This window comes from Pseudomonas sp. p106, assembly GCF_003936645.1.
In the GTDB taxonomy this organism is placed as follows: Bacteria; Pseudomonadota; Gammaproteobacteria; order Pseudomonadales; family Pseudomonadaceae; genus Aquipseudomonas; species Aquipseudomonas putida_E.
In genome coordinates, this window is record NZ_RHQR01000022.1 from 26,151 (window position 1) to 47,537 (window position 21,387).

At 60.0% G+C, this 21,387-nt stretch carries 22 protein-coding genes and 1 pseudogene; 7 read left to right on the forward strand and 16 right to left on the reverse strand.

The window, feature by feature from the left end:
• Positions 1-273 precede the first annotated feature (273 nt).
• Positions 274-1,539: a porin gene (locus EGJ09_RS22275; protein WP_218567559.1), complete on the forward strand. Its 1,266-nt coding sequence runs from the start codon at positions 274-276 to the stop codon at positions 1,537-1,539.
• 214 nt (positions 1,540-1,753) lie between these two features.
• Here the strand turns inward: EGJ09_RS22275 and EGJ09_RS22280 are convergent, their stop codons facing one another.
• The 5 genes and pseudogenes from EGJ09_RS22280 to EGJ09_RS22305 all read right to left on the reverse strand — a co-directional run bounded on the left by EGJ09_RS22280 (position 1,754) and on the right by EGJ09_RS22305 (position 5,654).
• A complete protein-coding gene (locus EGJ09_RS22280; RefSeq protein WP_125924793.1) occupies positions 1,754-2,731 on the reverse strand; it encodes a LysR substrate-binding domain-containing protein in 978 nt (325 codons plus the stop codon).
• Positions 2,732-3,339: 608 nt separating this feature from the next.
• Positions 3,340-3,609, reverse strand: coding sequence for a DUF3077 domain-containing protein (locus EGJ09_RS22290; RefSeq protein ID WP_125924795.1), 270 nt, complete (start codon positions 3,607-3,609; stop codon positions 3,340-3,342).
• A 167-nt stretch (positions 3,610-3,776) separates the two neighbouring features.
• Positions 3,777-4,019 (reverse strand): annotated as a pseudogene (locus EGJ09_RS22295) (hypothetical protein).
• A gap of 429 nt (positions 4,020-4,448) precedes the next feature.
• The gene (locus tag EGJ09_RS22300; protein WP_125924796.1) at positions 4,449-4,889 is read right to left on the reverse strand and encodes a hypothetical protein; all 441 of its coding nucleotides are present in this window, start codon (positions 4,887-4,889) and stop codon (positions 4,449-4,451) included.
• Positions 4,890-5,099: 210 nt separating this feature from the next.
• Entirely contained in the window at positions 5,100-5,654 is a 555-nt protein-coding gene (locus EGJ09_RS22305) for a TetR/AcrR family transcriptional regulator (protein WP_119688711.1), read from the reverse strand.
• Between the two features lie 129 nt (positions 5,655-5,783).
• Here EGJ09_RS22305 and EGJ09_RS22310 point away from each other — a divergent pair, with 129 nt between their 5' ends.
• From EGJ09_RS22310 to EGJ09_RS22330, 5 genes are all read left to right on the forward strand, one after another.
• Positions 5,784-6,623, forward strand: coding sequence for an alpha/beta fold hydrolase (locus EGJ09_RS22310; RefSeq protein WP_125924797.1), 840 nt, complete (start codon positions 5,784-5,786; stop codon positions 6,621-6,623).
• 63 nt (positions 6,624-6,686) lie between these two features.
• Positions 6,687-7,688 carry an NADP-dependent oxidoreductase gene (locus EGJ09_RS22315; RefSeq protein ID WP_125924798.1) on the forward strand — a complete coding sequence of 334 codons (1,002 nt, stop codon included), beginning with the start codon at positions 6,687-6,689 and terminating at the stop codon, positions 7,686-7,688.
• Between the two features lie 119 nt (positions 7,689-7,807).
• Positions 7,808-8,221 carry a thiol-disulfide oxidoreductase DCC family protein gene (locus tag EGJ09_RS22320; protein ID WP_046787331.1) on the forward strand — a complete coding sequence of 138 codons (414 nt, stop codon included), beginning with the start codon at positions 7,808-7,810 and terminating at the stop codon, positions 8,219-8,221.
• Positions 8,206-8,766 (forward strand): GTP cyclohydrolase I FolE, encoded by a 561-nt coding sequence (folE, locus tag EGJ09_RS22325; protein ID WP_125924799.1) that lies wholly within the window; start codon positions 8,206-8,208, stop codon positions 8,764-8,766. Before EGJ09_RS22320 ends, folE begins: the two co-directional genes overlap by 16 nt.
• Before the next feature lie 35 nt (positions 8,767-8,801).
• Positions 8,802-9,260, forward strand: coding sequence for a DUF3429 domain-containing protein (locus EGJ09_RS22330; protein WP_119688712.1), 459 nt, complete (start codon positions 8,802-8,804; stop codon positions 9,258-9,260).
• 36 nt (positions 9,261-9,296) lie between these two features.
• Here the strand turns inward: EGJ09_RS22330 and EGJ09_RS22335 are convergent, their stop codons facing one another.
• The 7 genes from EGJ09_RS22335 to galB all read right to left on the reverse strand — a co-directional run bounded on the left by EGJ09_RS22335 (position 9,297) and on the right by galB (position 15,002).
• Complete coding sequence (locus EGJ09_RS22335) at positions 9,297-9,683, reverse strand: cupin domain-containing protein (protein ID WP_046787094.1); 387 nt, start codon at positions 9,681-9,683, stop codon at positions 9,297-9,299.
• A 71-nt stretch (positions 9,684-9,754) separates the two neighbouring features.
• Positions 9,755-10,579, reverse strand: coding sequence for an AraC family transcriptional regulator (locus EGJ09_RS22340; protein ID WP_012313914.1), 825 nt, complete (start codon positions 10,577-10,579; stop codon positions 9,755-9,757).
• 24 nt (positions 10,580-10,603) lie between these two features.
• Positions 10,604-12,127, reverse strand: coding sequence for a Fic family protein (locus tag EGJ09_RS22345; protein ID WP_125924800.1), 1,524 nt, complete (start codon positions 12,125-12,127; stop codon positions 10,604-10,606).
• 74 nt (positions 12,128-12,201) lie between these two features.
• The gene (locus EGJ09_RS22350) at positions 12,202-12,441 is read right to left on the reverse strand and encodes a hypothetical protein (RefSeq protein WP_125924801.1); all 240 of its coding nucleotides are present in this window, start codon (positions 12,439-12,441) and stop codon (positions 12,202-12,204) included.
• Positions 12,425-13,510, reverse strand: coding sequence for a 4-oxalomesaconate tautomerase (locus EGJ09_RS22355; protein WP_125924802.1), 1,086 nt, complete (start codon positions 13,508-13,510; stop codon positions 12,425-12,427). The genes EGJ09_RS22350 and EGJ09_RS22355 overlap by 17 nt, the downstream gene beginning before the upstream one ends.
• A gap of 2 nt (positions 13,511-13,512) precedes the next feature.
• The gene (locus tag EGJ09_RS22360; protein WP_115275217.1) at positions 13,513-14,229 is read right to left on the reverse strand and encodes a 4-carboxy-4-hydroxy-2-oxoadipate aldolase/oxaloacetate decarboxylase; all 717 of its coding nucleotides are present in this window, start codon (positions 14,227-14,229) and stop codon (positions 13,513-13,515) included.
• Positions 14,226-15,002 (reverse strand): 4-oxalmesaconate hydratase, encoded by a 777-nt coding sequence (gene galB, locus EGJ09_RS22365; protein WP_115275216.1) that lies wholly within the window; start codon positions 15,000-15,002, stop codon positions 14,226-14,228. The genes EGJ09_RS22360 and galB overlap by 4 nt, the downstream gene beginning before the upstream one ends.
• A gap of 118 nt (positions 15,003-15,120) precedes the next feature.
• Here galB and EGJ09_RS22370 point away from each other — a divergent pair, with 118 nt between their 5' ends.
• Positions 15,121-16,314: a LysR family transcriptional regulator gene (locus EGJ09_RS22370; protein WP_125924803.1), complete on the forward strand. Its 1,194-nt coding sequence runs from the start codon at positions 15,121-15,123 to the stop codon at positions 16,312-16,314.
• Positions 16,315-16,356: 42 nt separating this feature from the next.
• Here the strand turns inward: EGJ09_RS22370 and EGJ09_RS22375 are convergent, their stop codons facing one another.
• From EGJ09_RS22375 to katB, 4 genes are all read right to left on the reverse strand, one after another.
• On the reverse strand, positions 16,357-17,619 hold the full coding sequence (locus tag EGJ09_RS22375) for a gallate dioxygenase (protein WP_125924804.1): 1,263 nt from the start codon (positions 17,617-17,619) through the stop codon (positions 16,357-16,359).
• Between the two features lie 21 nt (positions 17,620-17,640).
• Positions 17,641-18,990 carry an aromatic acid/H+ symport family MFS transporter gene (locus tag EGJ09_RS22380; RefSeq protein ID WP_125924805.1) on the reverse strand — a complete coding sequence of 450 codons (1,350 nt, stop codon included), beginning with the start codon at positions 18,988-18,990 and terminating at the stop codon, positions 17,641-17,643.
• A 227-nt stretch (positions 18,991-19,217) separates the two neighbouring features.
• On the reverse strand, positions 19,218-19,778 hold the full coding sequence (locus EGJ09_RS22385) for an ankyrin repeat domain-containing protein (protein ID WP_177433177.1): 561 nt from the start codon (positions 19,776-19,778) through the stop codon (positions 19,218-19,220).
• A 56-nt stretch (positions 19,779-19,834) separates the two neighbouring features.
• Entirely contained in the window at positions 19,835-21,376 is a 1,542-nt protein-coding gene (gene katB / locus EGJ09_RS22390; protein ID WP_125924807.1) for a catalase KatB, read from the reverse strand.
• Positions 21,377-21,387: the final 11 nt, after the last annotated feature.

Sequence of the window (21,387 nt, forward strand, 5' to 3'; positions counted from 1 at the left end):
TCAAGGGAGACCGAGCCCAGGGTCAAAATAATGGGGTATCGATATCTGGTGCCTCATCCCCCTCGCTTTACCTCATCACATCATTGGCGTCGAACGCATCCGTGAGCATCGTATGAGTGTATTCGCCCGCTCTCTATCGCATTGAAATGTCGAGTGTCTTAACCATCTGCTCAAGCACAGGGCAGGCTTTCTCAATTGATTCAACACCGGCATCTCCGCAATCTTTCATTGCGCTCACTCAACAATCTAATAACAAAAAAGAGAGTTTCCGAGATGTCGAATTACAGAACTGCTGTCTTCGCCTGCTCTGCGCTTTTGAGCATTTCTCCAGCATGGGCTCAGCAGGACGCAGACCAGGCCAGGCAGATGGAGGCACTCACCGCAAGGCTTGAGGAACTGAACAAGCGACTCGATCAAATGGGTGCGGAACTGAAGGCCGAGAAGGCAGCCAGCGTTACCAGCGCCGAGCAGAGCAAGGCCCTTGCCGCAAAAGAGGAAAAACTCAAAGCCATTGCCCGCGACATTACCTTCTACGGCCAGCTTGATCTCGGGCTAGAGCACGTCTCCAACGTGAAGAACAGTGGCAACGCCACGCGTATCAGTTCTGGCATGGGCACCTCCTACATAGGCGTTCGTGGTAAGGAAAAACTAGGCGAAAAACTCAATGCAATATGGAACTTGGAGGCCGGCTTTACGCCTGACAGTGGCGTTTCGCTCCAGGGGGAGCGCCTTTTCGGACGGCAGGCCTACCTCGGCCTCGAAGGCGCTTACGGCGCGTTGACACTCGGTCGGCAATACAACGTGCGGTTTCTGGCATGGAAGGAGCTCAATCCGTTCGGCGCAGGTTCGCATGGCCTAACCACGCTAGACGAAGGATATACAGGCACCGCCCGCTCTGATAACGCTGTCCGCTACATCGTTCCCGTTGGTAACTTCACCCTCGGAGCGAACTACAGTTTTGGCCGTGACGCTGTTAAAGGCACGAGCACCGTTGCCAGTAATTGTGCGGGTGAGACAGACGATCTAAACCAGTGCCGGGAATGGGCGGCAATGGTCAAATACGACGGCAAGAGCTGGGGGCTTTCCAGTGCCTATGAGCGTATCTACGGCGGTACCTCAGCGACCTACGGCGGTCTCACTTCGCCGGACATCACAGACAGTCGGTTTCTCTTGGGCGGCTACTTCATGATCCATGATGCGCGAGTCGCCGTGGGCTGGGTCAAGCGCGATAATGAAGGTATTACTACACCGCAGAGCAATCTGGTCTGGGTGGCTGCCAAGGTGCCCGTGACCAAGAAAATTTCCATCGACGGCATGCTGGGGCAAACGGATTATGAAAACTCGTCCAATAGGGGACAAGCTATCGTATTGCGAGGCGTCTATGCGCTGTCCAAGCAAACAGACCTGTACGTGTCAGCGGAGCAGATGAGCAACAGCGGCGACCTCAACTTCGCAGCAACCAATTCCTCACCGAAGGTCCCACCAGCGGCCGGAGGCTCGCAGGTGTCTATCATTTCGGGGGTCAAAGTGCGGTTCTAATAAGGAGTTATCGGCCTACATTTGGTATTCCTGCATGATCAGAGACCGAATGTGGGCTTTCGTGTTTCTTGCCATATGCAATGCCCAATCAATTGTTATACGGAGTGGATCCGGGATTGCGAAGGGCCCCCGCAGGTGCGGCCCCCCGCCTATGACGATCAGGGGCTATGCACTTTTAAGTGTTGAAGGCGCGATAACTCAATGCGCTGGTTGACTAGCGCGTCCGCTTGGATTTGGCAGGGGATAGCGAACCGGTAAAATCCTTCAGCACATGCTGGGCCGCCTCTTCCAGACATGAAACCATGAGCTGCGCACTGGGGGTCAGGCCACGATTGCTATTCCACAACACGCCGGTAGGACGCAGTAGTCTAGGCAGGCTCAGCGGCAGCCTATGAAAGGGCTGCACAGGGTCATTGGCTAGTGATCCGGCCATAACCGCTATGAAATCAGACACTTGCAGGTGCGCACGGACGACGTGAATCGAAAGCGTCTCGATGTAGTTGCTACTCAGCGGCACATCATTCGCTTCGAGCGCTCGCTCCAGTGGGTCACGAAGAATCGAGCCCGGCGGCGGCAAAATCCAGGGGTAGTCGCACAGGTCCGACCAATTCAAAGTGTTCTGCCGGGCCAACGGATGATGGCGGCCCGTCATGAGCACCACCGGCTCCTCAAGAAGCTCCTTTTCCTCGAAGCTGCCGAGCGTGTCCGGGGGCGGCAGGCGGCCCACTACCAAGTCGAGGCGTCCCTGCCACAGCTCGGGAAGCAGTGACTCTGTCGTGCCTTCGATTACAGTTACATTAGTACCAGGTGACTGTTGCTTCAGCAGGTTCAGTGCATACGGCACCAGCACTGAGGCCGAAGCCGGCAACATGCCAATACGAACCTTGCCTTCCGCTCCTGAACTCAAGGCCTTCAGTTCGTCGCGGGCCTGGTGCAGGATAGCCAGCATTGCGCGCGCGTGGCGAATCAGGCAATCACCATACGGCGTCGGCATAAAACCTCGTGTTGTGCGTGAAAACAAAGCGAGTCCAAGCCCTCGCTCAAGCTCTGCCAATGATTTCGACACAGCGGGTACGGTCACATGGGTGACTTCGGCCACTTGGGTCAGATTGCGGTAGGTGTCGATCGCCACGAGCAGGCGCAAGTGCCGCGCCTTCAGGTTTATCTGCAAATACCAGTCAAGATGTTTCACATTCTGTACCTCAGCCGTTCTTGAAAGGGGGTAGATTCCGACGGAAAGGCGAGAGGACTTTTGGGGGCAACGGATGGATCATCTGAGCAGTCAGGGATCTGTTCTCTTGGCTTGCCACGAAGCAGAGGGCACAGACAGAACGCGAGGTATGGTTATCCGATGAGTTCTGGCCACACGTTTTCTCTCACTTTGACCAGTCCGTGTGATATGTCGAGTGCTCCCAGGGAGGAACCGCGTCTTATGCCAGGAAAAGTACAAAACGGTTGAAGGCACTGGCGGCGATGCCTGATCCATGTCCTCTTCCTTCCTGGAACCTTCCTGCAAGAGGTTGCGCTGAATTTTGCGTGTGTATCTTTACCGTATCCATTGAGAAAAAAGTAATTGCGTTTGAGCGTATGGTTAAGGAGAGCCTTTTGCTCGATATTGCACTGCTGTGGTCGGCATAAGGCGTATAAGCAGATCGTATGCGCGGCAATGCGCAAGCTGCTGCATCTGGTTTACGGCGTGGTGAAGTCGGGCAAACCGGTTGCCCCCCAAATCCCCCTTGCGGGTGAGGGTCAAGACGGTCTCTAGGGGGTGGCGGCGTGGGCCTGCAGGTAGCGGTGTGTTCACGGGTTTTTCATCATGCCCAGTTCGGCATCATCGAGCAGGGCCTTGGCCAGGGCGCAGAGGTAGTGCGAGGCCCACAGCAGCTGGGGCTTGTCTTCCATCAGGCCGTCGATGGTCAGGTCGCGGGCATAGCCCATCAGTTCCGAGGCCTGTTCGCGGGCGCTTTGGCAAGGGATGCCGGGCTCGATGCGGAACAGGGGGTGGGTCTGGTTTTCACCTTGGTAGAAGGTGGTTTTGCCGACGGTGAATGCGGTTTCTTCGGTAGCCATCGTTTGATCTCCCTGAAGGTGTAGCTGCCTGGGCTGGCCCTATCGCCGGCAAGCCGGACTCCCACAGGTTTCACCGGACGCCTAAGGGTCGTCTACAACCTCAGGGGCGGTGCTGTGCGAAAGAGCTAGCCCGTGAAAGAGCCAGGCCAGGCAGATCATGATGAGGATTAATGCAGCGTCTGCGGGTCGGCTGGCTTTTGTATTTGGGCCAGTGCTGACTCGAGCAATTTGCGCAGGGCATCAAGCTCGTGCATCGAGGTCATGATCATCAAGGACACGGGTGCTTTGGGCTGCATCAACATCGCCTGTTAGGCAACGACCTCGGCGCAGAGCGCGTAGTCGGCAGCCATCATCAGCGTGTCTTCGAGGGAGTGGGGATTGTGAGGCGGATCGGGGACGATCTTGAGCATGATGAAACTCCAACGTCGAACGGTGGAGCTACCACGGCAATGCCGTCAAGCAATTGGGGTGGCAGCTGTACGCGGGTTGACGGACCGAGACGTTGGCACTCGGCGCACCAGAGGGTGCCCGCACGTACAGCCACCATAACAGTGTGCACATGTGGACAGCGTCGACGGTCCGTCAAAACCGATCGCTGAATTGGCAGCGACCGGCCGAGACTAGAATCCACGTTGGCCATGTGCAACGAAAAATGGGCGGCGGCAGTATCTTTGGGAAATGCCCTACAGGAAAGGGGTTAAATCTGATTTTTTCAGCCGTTCGATGTAACAGCATGTAAAGCGTTGGCAGTCAAAATTCAGGGCTGGGCAGAGTGGGCAGCATGCCAGTCAATGCTCATTTCTCTTTTCCACCCGTGCCCCGAGAAAACTGAAGAGGCCTCATTCAGCTGTTGCCACAACACCCTCTTCTGAAGCCTGGCGCGCCCTTCGGTGAGTCACGAGCAGCATGACCACTGCGGTCAATCCAGGCATTGGGTAGAACAACACAAAAACTGAATACCACTCCAGTTCACTCAATTCGCTGACCCAGCCCAAGCCCCCTGCCAAGATCAGCCCCCAGACCAGCGCAATGATGACTGCAGCGATAACTCGCCTGTCCTTGGGTAGTTTCGGCTCGCGAGCCATGGCTGCCGCATAGGCCTTCCAGCACCCCCAGAGGCCGAACGTGGAAATCAAGAAGACGGGTACCACAAACTCCGGCACCTTGAAGAGCATTACTGCCAAAAACAGCGTGGCCCCGATGAAGGAGTAGGTAACCGGCGCGATGCCAATGAGCGCGCCCAGTGTCAGAAAAATTCGAAGTTTGGTGAGCTTGGTCATGCTAGTCCTTGGGTGATTACGGCAGCTGCGTCCGGGCAGCCACATCGAGCGGGGAGCATAGGGGCACGGGCTACAAAATCAAAGTGCGGGGTTTGACAGGCCGCACGCACGATCACCAAGCGCTACGGCTCTGCGTAGGTGATATCCATCGAGTATGGGTTGTACGAGGTCGGTAATCCCGGTCGAACGTCCACGCGAACTCGACCGCCCTCAGGACCCCAGCTTGCCCAGGATCTTCTCACGACAAACGCTGAGCACCTCATCAGCCAGTGGAGAGTCGTCCGGGCAGGCGCGAGACAGAACCAAGGCGCCGAGGGCATGTGCGAAGGTATCGATGATTTCAGCACGGCTTGCGCCAGGCTCTTCATTTTTGCCTTGTAAAACCTCCAGCAATTCTTCGATCCCAGCGCCGTAAGCAGCTTTGATCTCATTGGGCTGGCGTGCAGCGTCTGCGCCCAGCGCCGCTAGCGTGCAACCTTTGCCTTTCTCATCGCGGTGCTCGCGGGACAGGTAGAAATTGACGAAGTCGGCCAGCTGGATGCCCTGCATCTGCTCGACCGTCTTGTTGATCCCGCAAGTGGCTGCTTCGCCCATCAAATCTGCCTTGGACTTGAAGTGCTTGTAAAACCCGCCATGGGTGAAGCCGGCGGCAGCCATGAGGTCTGCAACACCGACGCCGTCATAGCCGCGCTCGCGAAACAGCCTGGAAGACGTTTCCACGATATGCGCTCGGTTAGCTTGTGCCTGGGCCTTTGTGACCTTCATTTCGTTGCTCTCTCTGCTATCAAGCCAACCAATAGCATACATTGATGACGTTCATCATCAAAGGCGTTGACGGTTTCGATTACGATCATCATCATTAGGTCGTATCTTCCACTGAAAGAGCAAACCGTCATGAGCCATACCCATCTCACCGTTCCGACCCGCACAGTTGAAGTAGGCGGCGACACGTTCACCTACCGCCGCTGGGGCAACCCTTCTGGTGTGCCGCTGGTCTTCATTGCCCATTTCCGTGGCGGGCTCGACCACTGGGATCCGATCATCACTGATGGTCTGGCGGCGGGGCGCGAAGTGATCCTGCTGAACGGTAGAGGTGTGGCTTCATCGTCGGGCACTCCGGCCACCACCATTGAGCAAATGGCGGATGACATTGCAGCAGCCATCAAGGCCTTGGGGCTGACGCAGGTCGACCTGCTCGGTTTCTCCATCGGTGGCTTGCAGGTTCAGGAAGTGGCACTGCGTCACCCTGGGTTGGTGCGCAAGCTTGTGCTGCTCGGCACCGGTCTGCGCGGTGGTGATCCGAGCATGGCAGAGGGTGTGAGAGAGGCCGCTTCGAACCCCGTCCCCACCATCGAGAACTTCCTGTTCCTCTTCTTCGGTCGCTCGGAAGCTGCCAGGAAAGCGGGCCTGGCGTTCTGGGAACGGCGCAACCAGCGTGCCGATCAGGACACCCCAAGCTCGGTTGAGGTCGCAATGGCTCAGGGCGCTGCATTTGCAGCCTATGTCCAGTCGGCACAGGGTGAGAACCGCTTCGCTTACCTTAGCGAAATCAAGCAGCCTACCTTGGTGGTCAATGGCGTCGACGACGTCATGATCCCTTCGATCAATTCGTGGCACCTGGTACAGAACATTCCAGATGCCCAGTTGCTGATCTACCCCGACTCCGGTCACGCCGCGCACTTCCAGTTCCCTGAGCGCTTCCTGAAACACGCCCTTCAGTTCCTGGAAGAGTAAGGCAGCGCCTTGCCCGATGACCCAGCCCATCGGACACGTCTATATTTTTGGAATTTTAAGAACATGAAAGCGTTTCTGATCGATCGCTACGGCAAAGACGTCGTCGGTGATATCACTGAAGTTCCAGAGCCCCGGGTGGATGATTTCGACGTTCTGGTTGAGGTTCATGCCGCAAGCGTGAACGTCCTCGATATCAAAATCAGGAAGGGCGAGTTCAAGCTGGTCCTGCCGTTCAAGATGCCTCTGATCCTGGGTAACGATGTTGCTGGCACTGTGAAACGTGTCGGAGGGAAAGTCAGTCGTTTCCGGGTAGGGGACGAAGTCTACGCACGGGTAGACCAGGCGCGTATGGGTGGCTTCGCCGAGTTCGTGGCGGTCAGCGAATCTGCTGTTTCACTCAAGCCTGCCAACCTGAACATGGAAGAAGCGGCCTCGCTGCCATTGGTGGCTCTCACAGCCTGGCAGGCGTTGGCGGAAATGGCCAAGGTTCAACCGGGCCAGAAGGTTCTGATCCAGGCCGGCTCCGGTGGCGTCGGTAGCATCGCCATTCAGGTCGCCAAGCACCTGGGAGCATTCGTCGCCACAACCACGAGTACCGGCAACGTGTCGTGGGTCAAGGCGCTGGGTGCGGACGTGGTGATCGATTACAAAACGCAGCGCTTCGAGTCGCAGCTGAGTGATTACGATGTCGTGCTCAGCGGACTGGGCGGTGACGTTCTCGAAAAATCTCTCCATGTATTAAAGCCGGGTGGTTTGTTGATTTCCATCTCAGGCCCACCCACCCCCGAGTTCGCAGAACTGCTTCGCCTTTCCTGGCTGTTCAGGCAGGTCGTTCGCTTGATCAGCCGAGGGATCAGGAAAAAATCGGAGCACAAGGGCGTCAACTACAAGTTTCTGTTCATGAGGGCGAGTGGTGCGCAACTGGCTGAGCTGGCCAGGCTGGTTGAAGCCGGGGTCATCAAGCCCGTGGTGGATCGCGCCTTCGCATTGGGCTCGACAGCTGATGCCCTGGCATACGTGGCCGAAGGTAGAGCCAAAGGTAAGGTCGTGGTGAAGGTGAAGTGATCACCTGAGCACAAAGGTCAGTGACAGCGGCGTGCGACAGCCAGGTGTACGGCTGTATTGCGATTTTCCTGGTTTCGGCTAACTTATACAAAAAACTGTACAAAGATGAGAGGTTGTACATGTATTGTAAGTGGCCCCTGACGCTGTACTTCGATGGCGCCTGCCCTTTGTGCGCCAGAGAGATCGCGTTCCTGCGCAGGAAATCGACCGAGGCAAAGCTCATTCTGGTTGACATCAGTGCTGATGATTTCGATGCAGAGGCATTGAGCTTGACGGTTGAGCAACTGAGGTCATGCCTGCATGCAAGGTTCGCGAACGGGCACTGGGTCACAGGCTTGGACGCAACCTTGTGGAGTTGGCGGGCTGCCGATGTGGGAGGGTGGGTCGCGCCACTGTCCTGGCGCCCGTTACGCCCCCTGTTTTCAGTTTTCTACAGGCTGTTCTGCCGTTTGAGGCCACACCTGGCCTGGCTACCACATCCCGATGGCGGGCACCGCTGTAGCGGTGAGGAGTCCAAATGTCACATTCGTTAGCCGAGCACTATCATGAAATCCTCGTCGGCGTTGGTGAAAACCCGCAGCGCGAAGGGCTCCTGGACACGCCCAAGCGTGCGGCCAAAGCGATGCAGTACTTGTGCAACGGGTATGGCCAGAATCTTCAAGAGGTAGTGAACGGCGCTTTGTTCGAGAGTCAAAACGATGAAATGATTGTTGTTCGTGACATAGAACTCTACTCGTTATGCGAACACCACATGTTGCCCTTCATTGGCAAAGCTCATGTCGCGTACCTGCCAACAGGGCGCGTATTGGGGCTTTCCAAGGTCGCGCGCGTTGTTGACATGTTTGCCCGTCGTTTACAGATACAGGAAAACCTGACGCGGCAAATTGCCTATGCCATTCAGGAAGTCACGGATGCCGCAGGGGTTGCAGTCGTGATTGAAGCCAAGCACATGTGCATGATGATGCGCGGTGTAGAGAAGCAGAACTCGGTGATGATTTCATCGGTGATGTTGGGTGAGTTTCGCGACTCCGCTTCGACTCGCCACGAATTCCTCAACCTCATTGGCCGACACAATTGACACGCGATGCTGAGCCGTCGCCAAGGGGTGTCCAAATGAGTTCAGTTACTGCTGCTTTACCTTCAAGCCGCTTTGCAGTGCTGGGTTACGGTGGCTTGCTGCCGTTTGTTGGTTTGACGCTGCTCATCGTTTTTTTTGCTGAATACCGAGGTTTTGCCTCGATCATGCTGGTCAGCTATGGCGCTGTGATATTGAGCTTCGTCGGTGCTCTGCACTGGGGTTTCGCCATGACGTTAGAGGGTTTGCTCGCCAAGCAGCGTCGCCAGCGGCTCGTGTGGAGCGTAATACCGGCCCTGATCGGTTGGGTTGGCACGCTGCTACCTGTGCCATTGGGTTGTTTGGTGTTGACCTTTGGTTTTATCGGTCATCTTTGGCAGGATCGCCAACTGGCGCAAGCTGTGCCTGGGTGGTTCATGCCGATGCGAGTCCATTTGACGGCTGTCGCAAGCCTCTGTTTGCTGATCAGTGCACTTGCGATAGCAATGGATTTTTGAAACCAGAAGCACTCCTTGATGAGTGATTTCCAGCGCTCATATCCAGACGTCGTTCACAGCGGTGCGCTCCCCACCTTCATGGCCGGTATTCAGAACGCCTCGCGGCTCGATCATCATCAGTTTTGCTTCTCCCTGCGCCGCTGTCCTGTGCTCCACCCCACGGGGCACCACATACAACTCGCCTGGGTTCACATAAACGCAGCCCTCCGGTAAATCGATGCGCAAGGTGCCTTCGAGCACAAGAAACGCTTCGTCGGTTTCCGGGTGTGAATGCCAGATGAATTCACCTTCTATTCGCACAACCTTGAACTGGTAGTCGTTCATTTCGGCGACCACTCTCGGGCTCCACTGCTGGTCGATCAGCGAAGCTTTCTGGGCAAGGTTTACAGGGCATGTTGCAAGTTGCGGGTTGGAGTTGGACATGGCGGATCCTCATGGGTTGAAGTGGCCAGCCTATCGAACCTACACAAGGCGTTCTTGTACGATCCTGCACGTCAGCGGGCAGGTCGCAAGCGCTCCAGCCAGCGCAACGGTGGCACGCCATAGCTACGTGTGAAGTGGCGTGTCATGTGGCTCTGGTCGTGAAAGCCTGCCGCCAGGGCTGCATCAACCAAGGTGAAGCCATCGAGCATCAGCCTGCGCACAGTGTCCAGGCGTCGCAGGGTCACAAAGCGATAGGGGCTGGTGCCGTAGAGGGCGCGAAAGTCGCGGGACAGGCTCCATTGTTCGCGGCCGCTGGCCTGCTCCAGCATCTGCAGGGTGATGCCCAGGTGGAGGTGCTCCATGATGAATGCCCTGGCGCGCTCGGCCGCGCGGTAATCCAGGCGTTTGCGGCCGCGTGGCTTACCGCCCACCGCACGCAACGCCATCGCCAGGTCGTACACGGCGTCCTGTTCCTCCAGCGTTTCCAGCGGGTGGTCCAGTGCCTGCACGAAGGCTTCACTGGCGCGGTACAGGCGCGGGTCGCTGGACAGCCCGCCAGCAATGAAGGGCAACGGCTCACCGCCGAGCACGTTCTGGATCAGTGCCGGGTCGATGTAGGCCATGCGGTAGCGAAAGCCCGCTTCAGTCCCGGCCATGCCGTCGTGCACTTCGTCAGGGTGCAGGACCAGCGTATTACCCGGTAGGCCGTGGCACAGCGCCCCTTTGTAGTGAAAGCTCTGCACCCCGGCGAGGGTGCGGCCGATCGAGTATGTGTCGTGACGGTGAGGGTCATAGCCATGGCTACCGAACCACGCTTCGATCCGCTCCACACTGCCAGGGTGAGCGCTACGGATGACCCAGTCGGGGGTGGCTGCGTGGCTTGCTTTTCGTTCCATGAATAGACGCTCTGCGACCCAACACTATGCATCCGTCTGTGGCTCTGCGCCCTGTTGCGGCTGAGCGGCTGAGCGCTGGGCGGCAAGTACCTGTTGCGCCGTCTGTTCGATATAGTCGAACACTGCCTCGGGGACCCTGTACAGGTACTGCTTACGCCGATTGTTCGACACGCTCCCGCCATTGCTCAGGCACATCATCACCAGGTTTGCGAGGTCGCTGCCGCGAACATCGAATCGCTCATCTACGGCCCTGTAGACGGCGTCATAGTTTTCCAGAAAGGCCGTCTCATCGCGTAGCTCGACCTCTAGCGCCCGCTTTGCCATCATGCAGGTGAATACAACGCACTGCGTTGCATCCCAGAATCGATAGATCGCGTCAGCGCCGATGAACTCAAATGTAAACTGCTCGTGATCGATCCAGTGCACTTGCCAGTATTCACGCACGGGCCCGGAGTATCCTTGAAGTGTCTCCAGATACAGGCGCTCTTCGCGTTTCATCGCAACCGAAACTGGGAGCAACAGGCCGTTTTCAAGCGCCCCGGAATGGCAAAGAGCCTGGTGGATCAAAAAGCGCGACAAGCGCCCGTTCCCATCCATGAACGGGTGGAGGAACACGAACCCAAATGAAATGATGCTTGCCGCCACAAGCGGATCGATTTGGGTAGGGCCTTCATTGGCGAAGCGCATCAGGCTTTCCATCAACTCGCGGCACAGGCCCGGGGGAGGGGGGACATAGGTCACCCCGGCTGCTCCATGCATGCCATTGCTAAGGTGGTTCTGCTCGTGCCGAAATGCCGCCGCAAGGTCCAGAGGGTTTGCCACAGTGGCGTTCTGTAAAGTAACCAGATAATCCTCAGTCAGTGGGTGGCGTTCATGGGCCTGGCGCAAGAGCTTGATGAAGCGGCGGGATTTATCTTCGGTTGGGGCTTCCTTCTCGATTGCAAACGAGTCCTGGGTCTCGTGCAGATACGCCCAGTTGATAGCCCTGTCCATCATCAGCGGAGGGAGTGAACCGATGAAGTTCTTCGCCTTGCCGAGAATGTCATGCTCGAGAAGCTCTGTAACTTGCGCAGTGCGCTCTACGGTCGCGCAGTAAGTCAGATCTCCGAGCCCGTTGAACTCCACCCGCCACTTCGAATTTCGCTCACCTGGTCGCGTAATGTACTGTTCTGGGTCGAATAGCTGAGCGAAGCCGCCGCGTACAGGTGAAGGCTGCTCAATGTCTTCACCGGTGAAGGCTTCCCGGAGATAGCAGGCCTTACGGATATAAACGCCATTGGGTGATGCTTCCAGCGCTTGCGAAAAACGTTCAGCTGGGATCTGTGGCAGAGCCTGGGCGAGAATTGAAAGGTTGATACCTTCATGCTTGAGCGCAAAAAGCACATTCCCAAGCAGGTCGTCCTCTGAGGGCGCCATTCGATGGGGCACCGCGAGCGTGTTCCCGATTTTCTCAATCCGGGTGACCGGTTGTACGATCGCAGGGCGCTTGAGTGCGACCGCAGAGATCTGCAGCCTATCGAGTAGTAGCGAATATCCCGCTGCCCGCATGTACCTTTCCTTCAGTTTGGGCGTGAGCGCTGTGTTTTTTTTAAGTCAGCTCACAAAATCTTCAGATTTCGTGATTATGCCGTTTTTTTCTTCACTTTCCACAGGGCATGTGAGGTGGGCTCGCAACGTCCGAAATCTGTGCTTGGGTTTTTCTTCAGTTCTGACCAGTGTGGCGATATTTTCTTGCCGAGGATGCGAAAATCTTCAGTTTTGCAACCGAAGCAGTTTTTTTCTTGAGTTTTTGATGCGCCGCGCGGGCGGCGCTTGACTTCAAGGGTGCTGAAGAAACTGTGGCAATCACTGCTGCGGTCCACCCCATACATCCCGACCAACACACACAACCCCATCAAACAGCAAACGCGCCGTCCTCACCAACCCGCACCCCGTGATCACGCCACGTTCCAAGCTGATCTCCACTGTAAATTCGCCGCTAGGATGCTCCACCGCCAAACGCTGGATATCACCGCCGCACGTGCTGGCAAGCCCCTGTGCAACCGACCCTTCGATCAAACAGGCCGTGGCGACACTCACCGCGCCAAACACCCCGATGGACGCATGGCAACGGTGCGGAATGAACGAGCGGGTGTTGACCGTGCCGCCGTTGCGCGGTGCCGACAGCAGGCACATCTTTGGCACATTGCGCTGGCTGACATCACCCAGGTTCATGCGTGGGCCCAGTTGCAGGCGGATGGCTTCCAGGCGCGTTTTCAGTGCACTGTCGGCATCCAGCGTTTCGCACGGCTCGTAGCCGGTCACGCCAAGGTCTTCGGCACGCAGCAGCACAATCGGCATGCCGTTGTCGATGCAGGTCACTTCCACGCCATCGACCCGGTCGCGGCTGCTGCTGGTCGGCAGTAGGGCTCCACAGCTGGCGCCGGCCACGTCGGCAAACGTCACCACCAGCGCCGCCGCCCGGCCCGGCACGCCATCGATACGGGTATCGCCGGCATACTCCACCTGGCCATCGGTGGTCGGCACCTGGGCCACGGCGAGCTGCCCGGTGTTTTCCATGAATATACGCACCGGTATGCTCGCGCCGCTGGCGGCCACCAGGCCGCGCTCGATGGCGAAGGGCCCGACGCCGGCCAGGATGTTGCCGCAGTTCTGCCCGTAGTCCACCCGCGCTTCGTCCACTACCACCTGCGCGAACAGGTAGTCGACGTCGGCGTCCTCGCGCTGCGAGGCGCGGATGATGGCGACTTTGCTGGTGAGCGAGTCGGCGCCGCCAATCCCATCGATCTGCCGGGCATCGGGCGAGCCCATCACCGCCAACAGCACGCGGTCACGCAGCGGGCCAGGGGCGGGCAGGTCGTCATGCAGAAAATAGGCACCCTTGGAGGTGCCGCCACGCATCAGCAGGCAAGGTATGCGGGTCTGGCCCATGTTCAGCCTTCCAGGTCAGTGAGGTGCTCGACATAACGCAGGCCCTTGGCTGCCAGGCGCGGGCGCATCTCGTAAATGTCCAGGCCAAGCTCGCCGGCGGCCAAGCGCAGGCGTTTGCGTTCTTCCAGGTCGGCGCGTTGGGTGGCGGCTTCGAGTACCCCCTGGGCTTCGCCATGGCGCACCACCACGACGCCGTCGTCATCGGCAACCACGATGTCGCCGGCATTGACGAGCTGCCCGGCGCACAGCAGCGGCAGGTTCACCGAACCCAGCACTTCCTTCACCGTGCCTTGGGCGTTGATGGCGCGCGACCACACGGCAAAGCCCATGTCGCGCAGGGTCTGGCTGTCGCGCACGCCCGCGTCGATCACCAGGCCGCGCACGCCGCGGGCCTGCAGCGAGGTCGCCAGCAGGTCGCCGAAATAGCCATCGCTGCACGGCGAGCTGGGCGCCACCACCAGTACATCGCCCGGCCGGCACTGCTCCACGGCCACATGGAACATCCAGTTGTCGCCAGGGGCCACCAGCACCGTAACCGCGCTGCCGGCCACTGCCACACCTTGCTGGATGGGGCGCACGGCGGTACTGAGCAGCCCTTTGCGACCTTGGGCCTCATGAACCGTGGCCACGCCCAGCCGGCCCAAGGCATCGATCAGTTCCTGCTCGACGCGCGGGATATTACGTACCACGATGCCGGTCTTTCCGATCAGCCCGCTCATGCCAGGTTCTCCGTCACCCGTGGGAACACGCTCTGCAGGCCTTCGGCGTAGACGATGTTGCGTGCGCTGGTGATGCCCACGTTACGCTTGGCCTGCACGCCGCGCTGCAGGGCCACGCGGGTGTAGTACTCCCAGAGGTGTTCCTGGCCGGCCATGCACTGGATGGCGGCAAACTTTTTGTCCCACACCGGGGTGATGTCCAGGAAGGTGTCCGGGCGCCATTCGCACTGCTCGGGCTGGTGCGGCTCAAAGGCGTACACGGGCGGTGCGCCAACGATCTTCTCGCCCGGCTTGTAGCCTTCGGCCTGGGCGATGATGCGGGCTTCCTGGGCCAGGTTCATGGCCAGCGGGTGGTCGTAGTTGTAGGGGTCTTTCAACGAATGGCTGAGCACGAACTCCGGTTGTACCCGGCGATACACATCGGCCAGGCGGAACAGGGTGTCCTTGTCGGCGCGCATCGGGTAGTCGCCGATATCGAAGAATTCCACGCTGGCGCCGAGGATTTCGGCTGCTGCCATGGCTTCCTCACGGCGTGCGTCCTTGACCTTGGCTTCGGTCATTTCACCCTTGCGCCACAGCTTGGCAGACTCGCCACGCTCACCGAACGACAGGCAAACCACGTGCATGGCATAGCCTTGCTCAGCGTGCAGCGCAATGGCGCCACCGGCACGCCAGACAAAGTCGGCCGAATGTGCACTGACCACCAGGGCGGCTTTTTGTGGGGTATTCATTGTTCGTAGGCTCCTGCAGTGGGGGTTGACGCAGGATGTCATCGGCCTGCGCACTGCACTAATGCGTTCACTTGCAACGGCTATGCGTTTTATTTATTGCCTGGCAAGCGGGGTAGGGGCATAGTCGCCCCAGTCACGAGCCGAGCGCCGGGGAAGCCTTATGATCGACGTCGAACTGCCCAACCTGATGCAAGTACGTGCGTTCATCCGGGTCGCCGAGTTGGGCAGCGTTTCGCGGGCGACGCAGGTGTTGTTCCGTGCTCAGTCCGTGGTCACCCGGGCCATCGCCGAGCTGGAGGCACGGTTCGCTGTCCCGCTGTTCGAGCGCCATGCCAATGGCATGCGCCTGACCGACTATGGCGAGTGCCTGCTGCCGCGTGCACAGCGGGTGCTGGCGGAACTGGACGGTGTGCCGGGGTTGCTGGGCACCGCGCAGGGCGAGCCCCTGTATCTGTTTCAGGCGCGGCGCCTGCAGGTGTTCGTGAAACTCTGTGAAACACGGCACATGCAAACCGTGGCGCGGCACTTCGGCCTTAGCCAGCCGGCCGTCAGTGCTGCGTTGAAAGTGCTCGAAGGCGGGTGCGGGCAGCCCTTGTTCGTGCGCACGTCGCGCGGCCTGCAGCCCACTGTGGCCAGCCGGGACATTCTTTTCCCCATCCGCCGGGCGCTGAACGAGTTACGCCACATGGACAGTGACCTGAGTGCGATGCAAGGCACCCTGCGCGGTGTGGTGCATGTCGGCGCGTTGCCGTTGGGCCGCTCGCGCATTCTGCCGGAGGCCATTTTGCGTTTTACCGCCCAGCATCCACAGGTCCGGGTGGTGACCAACGAAAGCCCGTTCGACCTGCTGGCAACCGAATTGCGGGTGGGGGATGTGGACTTCGTGCTGGGCGCCTTGCGGCCTCACGACTATGCCAGCGACCTGGTGGGCGAGCCGCTCATCAACGAGGAAATGGTGCTGCTGGCCCGCCGGGGGCACCCGTTGCTGCACACACACCTGACGCTCAAGGGCGTGCACCAGGCGCGCTGGGTGTTGCCGCGGGCCGGTTCGCCGGCGCGCGGGCTGCTCGACAACTGCTTCGCCGCCGCTGGTTTGGCAGCACCGTGGCCGGTGGTGGAAAGCGCTGATCTGGCGGTTATCCGTGGCCTGCTGGTGCGTTCAGACATGCTGGCGGCGGTGTCTGCGCACCAGTTGGCTTACGAGATTGCCAGCGGCGAGCTGCAACGCCTGCCGCTGGCACTGCCCGGTACTGCCCGCGCCATCGGCCTCATGCAGCGCAGTGGCTGCCTGCAGTCGCCGGCGGCGGTCGCGCTGATGGCTTGTATCCGCCAGGTGATCACCGAGCATGCCTGAGCCGGACTGGGGCCTTGGAGCGGGCTCAACGGGCTGCGTCGGTCAGCTGGACGCCTTGCCAGCGACCGAGTAGCGAACCTGCTGGTTGCGGGTCTTCATGAAGTCTTCGATGCTCTGCCCGCGCATGGCGGCGTAGATGTCCAGGTTGGACACACCCAGCACGGCGCCCAGCTTCTCCAGCACGAAGAAGATCACCCCATAGTGGATCAGCCCGCGCCAGTCGCGGCGGCGCAGCAGGTCGCTTTCCTCCTCGCTCAGGCCTGCCTCGCGGTACAGCGCTTCGGGCTCGCTCAGGAAGCGCTGGCGCCACTGCGGCTCGATCATGCGGTGCAGGAACTTGTTCAGGCGGTAGCCTTTGGCACTACGCTCAAGGGTGTAGGGGTAGGTGCCTTCGAGCTGCTGCGCCCCCGCCAGCTGATGCTGCATGTGCTGACGGTGACGTTCGTTGACCGGTGCCGGCAGTGGCTGGTCGCGGTTTTCCAGCAGCAGGGTGGCGATGCCGGTCATCGACGGCAGGTAGTAGCTCTGGTGCTTGCGCTCGACATTGGCAGACAACGCGCCACGCATGATCAGCCAGGTGATCACCTCGGCGCCTTCCATGCCGCCGAGCGTGGCGTACTCGGCCAGCGTCATCTCGGTAAGGCGCTGCGGGTCGTTGACCAGCAGGTCGAGGAACTGCGCGTCCCACTCAGGGTTGTTGAAACCGCAACGCTCGCCATGCACCTGGTGTGATACCCCGCCGGTGGCGACGATCGCCACCTTGAGGTCCTCGGGGTAGCTTTCGATGGCGCGGCGCAACGCCTGGCCCAGCTTGTAGCAGCGCCGCGCCGTGGGGATCGGCAGCTGCAGTACACCGACCTGCAGCGGCACGATCTGTACAGGCCAGCTTTCATCGCAGGGCAGCAGTGCCGACATGGGCGAGAAGAAGCCGTGGTCCAACGGCTTGTCGCGAAAGAAGCTCATGTCGAACTCATCGGCCATCAGGCTCTGGCCGATGTGCCGCGACAGCGCGGCATGGCCGCCTACTGGCGGCAGGTCCCGTGGGTTGCCGCCTTCATCGGCCACGCCGTATTGCTCGTCCACGCCCAGGGTGAAGGCACTGTAATGGTCAAAGAAGAACGAGGTGACGTGGTCGTTGAAGATGTAGAACAGCACGTCCGGCTGGCGCTGCTGCAGCCAGGTGCGGATCGGCTCGAAGCTTTCGAAGATCGGCGCCCAGGCGGCTTCTTCCTGTTTGTCGTGGTCGACGGCGAAGCCGATGGTCGGGGTGTGGGAGACGGCCAGGCCACCAATGATACGAGCCATGCGAAAGTCCTCTGTTACAGGTTACGGCGCGGTTACTGCGGGGGTCGTGCGCAGCCGGGCGTGGCCGTTGGCCAGGATCGCCAGGGCAGCGGCGAATGCCGGCAGGCCGAGGAGGGTGAACAGCAGTGGCAGGCCCAGCCCCAGGCTGAGCAAGGCACCACCGATGAGGGAGCCGAAAATGGCCCCGAAGCGCCCGATACCGAGCATCCAGCTTACGCCGGTGGCGCGGAATTCGGTTGGGTAGTAGCCAGGGGCGAAGGCGTTCAGGCCGGTTTGCGCGCCGCTCATGCAGAAGCCGGCAGCCGCCACGCCTACCACCAGCAGGCTCGACTCCAGGCTCAGGGCGCCCAGCGAGACGATGCACAGGCCGCCCAGGGCATAGGCGATGGCGATGACCCGGTTGGGGTTGCGCCGGTCCATGATCCAGCCGACCACGATTGCGCCCACTGCGCCGCCGATCTGGAACAGGCCGGTGATGGTGGCGGCGCGCTCGATGGACAGCCCGCCATCGCGCAGCAGGGTCGGCAACCAGCCCATGGTCAGGTAGATCACCAGCAGGCCCATGAAATAGGTCAGCCACAGGGCCAGGGTGCCAAACCGGTAGCGCTCGCTGAACAGCTGCCGGGCCGGTGCCTTGTGCTGTGTGGTCGGCTCACTGACGGTAAAACGGGTGCCGGCAGCGAAGCGGCCGCCAAGCTTGGCCAAGGCTGACGCAATCTGGCTGGCCGGCGCCTGGCGTGCGGCAAGGAAACGAGCGGACTCTGGCAGCAGCCACCACAGCAAGGGCAGCAAGGCCAGTGGCAGCAGGCCGCCGGCCAGCAGTACCGATTTCCAGCCGTGATGAGGGATCAACCAGGCGGACAGAAAGCCGCCCAGCCCCGAGCCCATGTTGAAACCGGTAAACATGATGGTGATCATCAGCGAGCGGTTGCGTGTGGGCAGGTATTCGGCGAGCAGGGTGGTGCAGTTGGGCATGGCCGCACCCAGGGCGATGCCGGTCAGCAGCCGTAACACGGCCAGCTCATAGGGGTTGCGGGCAAAGGCGCAGGCCAGGCTCAGCAGGCTGAAACCGCTGACCGCGATCAGCAGCACTTTCTTGCGGCCCAACCGGTCGGCATACGGGCCGGCGGTCAGTGCGCCGATGGCCAGGCCGACCATGCCGGCACTCATCACCGGGCCGAAGGCGGTGCGCGACAGCCCCCAGTCCTGCATGAGCGAAGGTGCGATAAAACCCATGACGGCGACATCGAAGCCGTCGAACAGCACGATCAGGAAACACAGCGACAGGATCAGCCACTGGTAGGCAGCGATGGGGCGGTTATCGATCCAGTCTTTGACATCGACAGGGGCATCGACAGGAGTCTTGAGCATGGGTGGTCACCTTTGTTCTTGTATTGGTATGAGTTCCGTCTGGTTCCGGTAAGGCTTCGAAAGCGTTACGGCCCAGCAGAAATCACCCCGCCGGACTTCGGCGTGACGGCGACTGTAATCCTGCGGTTCAGCTAGCGCCTGCGGGATTATCTTAACGAGATATCCAATTTTCTTATCGCAGCTCCCTGGCGGTGTGCTGGCAAGTGGCATTGCAGAATGCGCAGCCCTCAGCGTTGCGCCGATACGCCGTTGAGCTCACCCTGTTGCAGGCTTTGCACGCTGTTGCCCAGTGCATCTGTTGCTTCGATATCGGCGCCATGGGTGGTCAGCGCGTCGAGCAATTCCTTGCGCTGAAACATGGCCGCATACATGGCGGCCGTCTGCCCCGCGCCATTGCGCTGGTCAGGGTTGCACTTGGCGTCGATCAGCCGCCTGGCAATGCGCACCTCGCCTTTGAATATCGCCCCCATCAGTGCGGTGTTGCCCCGCTTGTCCTGGGCGCATGGGTCGGCGCCGGCCACCAGCAGTTGTTCCACGGCTGCTTGCTGGCCGTGGTAAGCCGCCAGAATGAGGCCGGTGTAGCCCTTTTCATCAGGGGTATCCAGGTTGTAGCCCGCCTGGATGAATGTTTTGAGCATTGCTTCATCCCCGCGGCGTGCGGCCCCGAAGAAGTAATCGCGCAACCGCTGCTCGGTGTTGGTGTCTTGCCCTTGGGGCGGCAGCGGCTCTTGTGCCTGGGCGGTGAGAATCAGCAAGCCACACACGGCTGCCATCATCCATTTGTGCATGGTGTTTACCTGCTTACAAAGGAAGAGCGGGCCGTCGGCCCGCTCAGTCATTGCACTCAGTCCTGCAGCTTCGCTGCCAGCTGCTGAACGCGCTTGAGGTCTGCCTTGGCCACTTTGGCCAGGCCTGCACCGTAGTCGCTATCGGCCTTGTAGAAGAACGACAGCATGATGTAGCGGCTTTGCTCGTCGGTCACTGCCAGGGCCTGGCCCAGGCTGTTGATCAGGTCGGTCTGTTCCTTCTTGCTGTAGGAGCGGAACAGCTCGCCGGTCTGCTTGAAGTTCTGCTCGCGCTGGATCTTCGCCTGCTGGGTGCTGCCCACCAGCGGGGTCGGCACATAGCGGGCGCTGGCCTGTTCTTCACGCGGCTGCAGGCGGCTTGGCTGGTAGTTGACCCCCGTGGTGGTGTGGCCCGCGTTGGCCTGGCCATCCTGGTTGACGTTATTGACCGGGATGCGCGGCTGGTTGACCGGCAAGCTCAGGCCGTTGGCGCCAATGCGGTACATCTGGGTGTCGGCATAGGCGAACAGGCGGCCTTGCAGCAGGCGGTCTTCAGACGGTTCGATACCTGGCACCAGGTTCGACGGCGCCATGGCGACTTGCTCGGTTTCCTGGAAGAAGTTGTCGACGTTGCGGTTCAGCACCATCTGGCCGATCTTGCGCTCTGGCACATTCGGCCAGATCTTGGTGGCGTCGAGCGGGTCGAAGTCGAACGTGGCCAGGTCTTCGGGCTTGAGCACCTGGATGTACAGGTCCCATTTGGGGAACTTGCCGTCCTTGATCGCGCTGACCAGGTCGTTGGTCATGTGGCTGTAATCACGGCCCTGGACCTGCTCGACTTGTTTGGGGTCAAGGTTTTTCTGGCCTTGCAGGCTCTTCCAGTGGAACTTCACGTAGTGCACTTGGCCTTCGCTGTTGACCAGCTTGTAGGCGTGCACGCTGTTGCCGTCCATTTCGCGGTAGCTGGCCGGGGTACCCTCGTTGGAGTACAGCAGCGTCAAGGTGCGGGTGGCTTCTGGTACGTGGGAGAAGAAGTCGAAGCGGCGGGAGTCGTCATCGAGGTTGGTGCGTGGGTCAGGCTTGAACGCGTGCACCATGTCCGGGAACTTGATGGCGTCGCGGATGAAGAAGGTCGGGAAGTTGTTGCCTACCAGGTCCCAGTTGCCGTCTGCGGTGTAGAACTTGGTGGCGAAGCCGCGTGGGTCACGCAGGGTTTCGGGCGAGTGGTTGCCGTGCACCACGGCAGAAAAGCGCACGAACACCGGCGTTTTCTCACCTGGGCGGAAGACTTTGGCGATGCTCAGGTCGCTGATGTCGGCGCTGGCGGTGAACTCACCGTGCACCCCGGTACCACGGGCGTGCACCACCCGCTCTGGAATGCGTTCGCGGTCGAAGCGCTGCAGCTTCTGCAGCAGGTTGGCGTCTTGCAGGAGTACCGCGCCGTTGGCGCCGGCCGTTTGCGAATTCTGGTTGTCACCAACCGGTGCACCGCTGTCGCGGGTCAGGGTCGCGGCCTGGACGGACATCGTCAGCAGGCTGGCGGCAAGGCTTGCTGCAACCAGCAGGCGGCCGGGTTGGAAATGCTTTAGCACAGGGGTCATCGAGAAGCTCC

Bases quoted from the DNA above. Each gene is read 5' to 3' on its own strand.
- EGJ09_RS22275 (WP_218567559.1), top strand. From the start codon at position 274: ATGTCGAATTACAGAACTGCTGTCTTCGCCTGCTCTGCGCTTTTGAGC.
- EGJ09_RS22290 (WP_125924795.1), bottom strand. From the start codon at position 3,609: ATGGCTACCGAAGAAACCGCATTCACCGTCGGCAAAACCACCTTCTAC.
- EGJ09_RS22300 (WP_125924796.1), bottom strand. From the start codon at position 4,889: ATGACCAAGCTCACCAAACTTCGAATTTTTCTGACACTGGGCGCGCTC.
- EGJ09_RS22305 (WP_119688711.1), bottom strand. From the start codon at position 5,654: ATGAAGGTCACAAAGGCCCAGGCACAAGCTAACCGAGCGCATATCGTG.
- EGJ09_RS22310 (WP_125924797.1), top strand. From the start codon at position 5,784: ATGAGCCATACCCATCTCACCGTTCCGACCCGCACAGTTGAAGTAGGC.
- EGJ09_RS22315 (WP_125924798.1), top strand. From the start codon at position 6,687: ATGAAAGCGTTTCTGATCGATCGCTACGGCAAAGACGTCGTCGGTGAT.
- EGJ09_RS22320 (WP_046787331.1), top strand. From the start codon at position 7,808: ATGTATTGTAAGTGGCCCCTGACGCTGTACTTCGATGGCGCCTGCCCT.
- folE (WP_125924799.1), top strand. From the start codon at position 8,206: ATGTCACATTCGTTAGCCGAGCACTATCATGAAATCCTCGTCGGCGTT.
- EGJ09_RS22330 (WP_119688712.1), top strand. From the start codon at position 8,802: ATGAGTTCAGTTACTGCTGCTTTACCTTCAAGCCGCTTTGCAGTGCTG.
- EGJ09_RS22335 (WP_046787094.1), bottom strand. From the start codon at position 9,683: ATGTCCAACTCCAACCCGCAACTTGCAACATGCCCTGTAAACCTTGCC.
- EGJ09_RS22340 (WP_012313914.1), bottom strand. From the start codon at position 10,579: ATGGAACGAAAAGCAAGCCACGCAGCCACCCCCGACTGGGTCATCCGT.
- EGJ09_RS22345 (WP_125924800.1), bottom strand. From the start codon at position 12,127: ATGCGGGCAGCGGGATATTCGCTACTACTCGATAGGCTGCAGATCTCT.
- EGJ09_RS22355 (WP_125924802.1), bottom strand. From the start codon at position 13,510: ATGGGCCAGACCCGCATACCTTGCCTGCTGATGCGTGGCGGCACCTCC.
- EGJ09_RS22360 (WP_115275217.1), bottom strand. From the start codon at position 14,229: ATGAGCGGGCTGATCGGAAAGACCGGCATCGTGGTACGTAATATCCCG.
- galB (WP_115275216.1), bottom strand. From the start codon at position 15,002: ATGACATCCTGCGTCAACCCCCACTGCAGGAGCCTACGAACAATGAAT.
- EGJ09_RS22370 (WP_125924803.1), top strand. From the start codon at position 15,121: ATGATCGACGTCGAACTGCCCAACCTGATGCAAGTACGTGCGTTCATC.
- EGJ09_RS22375 (WP_125924804.1), bottom strand. From the start codon at position 17,619: ATGGCTCGTATCATTGGTGGCCTGGCCGTCTCCCACACCCCGACCATC.
- EGJ09_RS22380 (WP_125924805.1), bottom strand. From the start codon at position 18,990: ATGCTCAAGACTCCTGTCGATGCCCCTGTCGATGTCAAAGACTGGATC.
- EGJ09_RS22385 (WP_177433177.1), bottom strand. From the start codon at position 19,778: ATGCACAAATGGATGATGGCAGCCGTGTGTGGCTTGCTGATTCTCACC.
- katB (WP_125924807.1), bottom strand. From the start codon at position 21,376: ATGACCCCTGTGCTAAAGCATTTCCAACCCGGCCGCCTGCTGGTTGCA.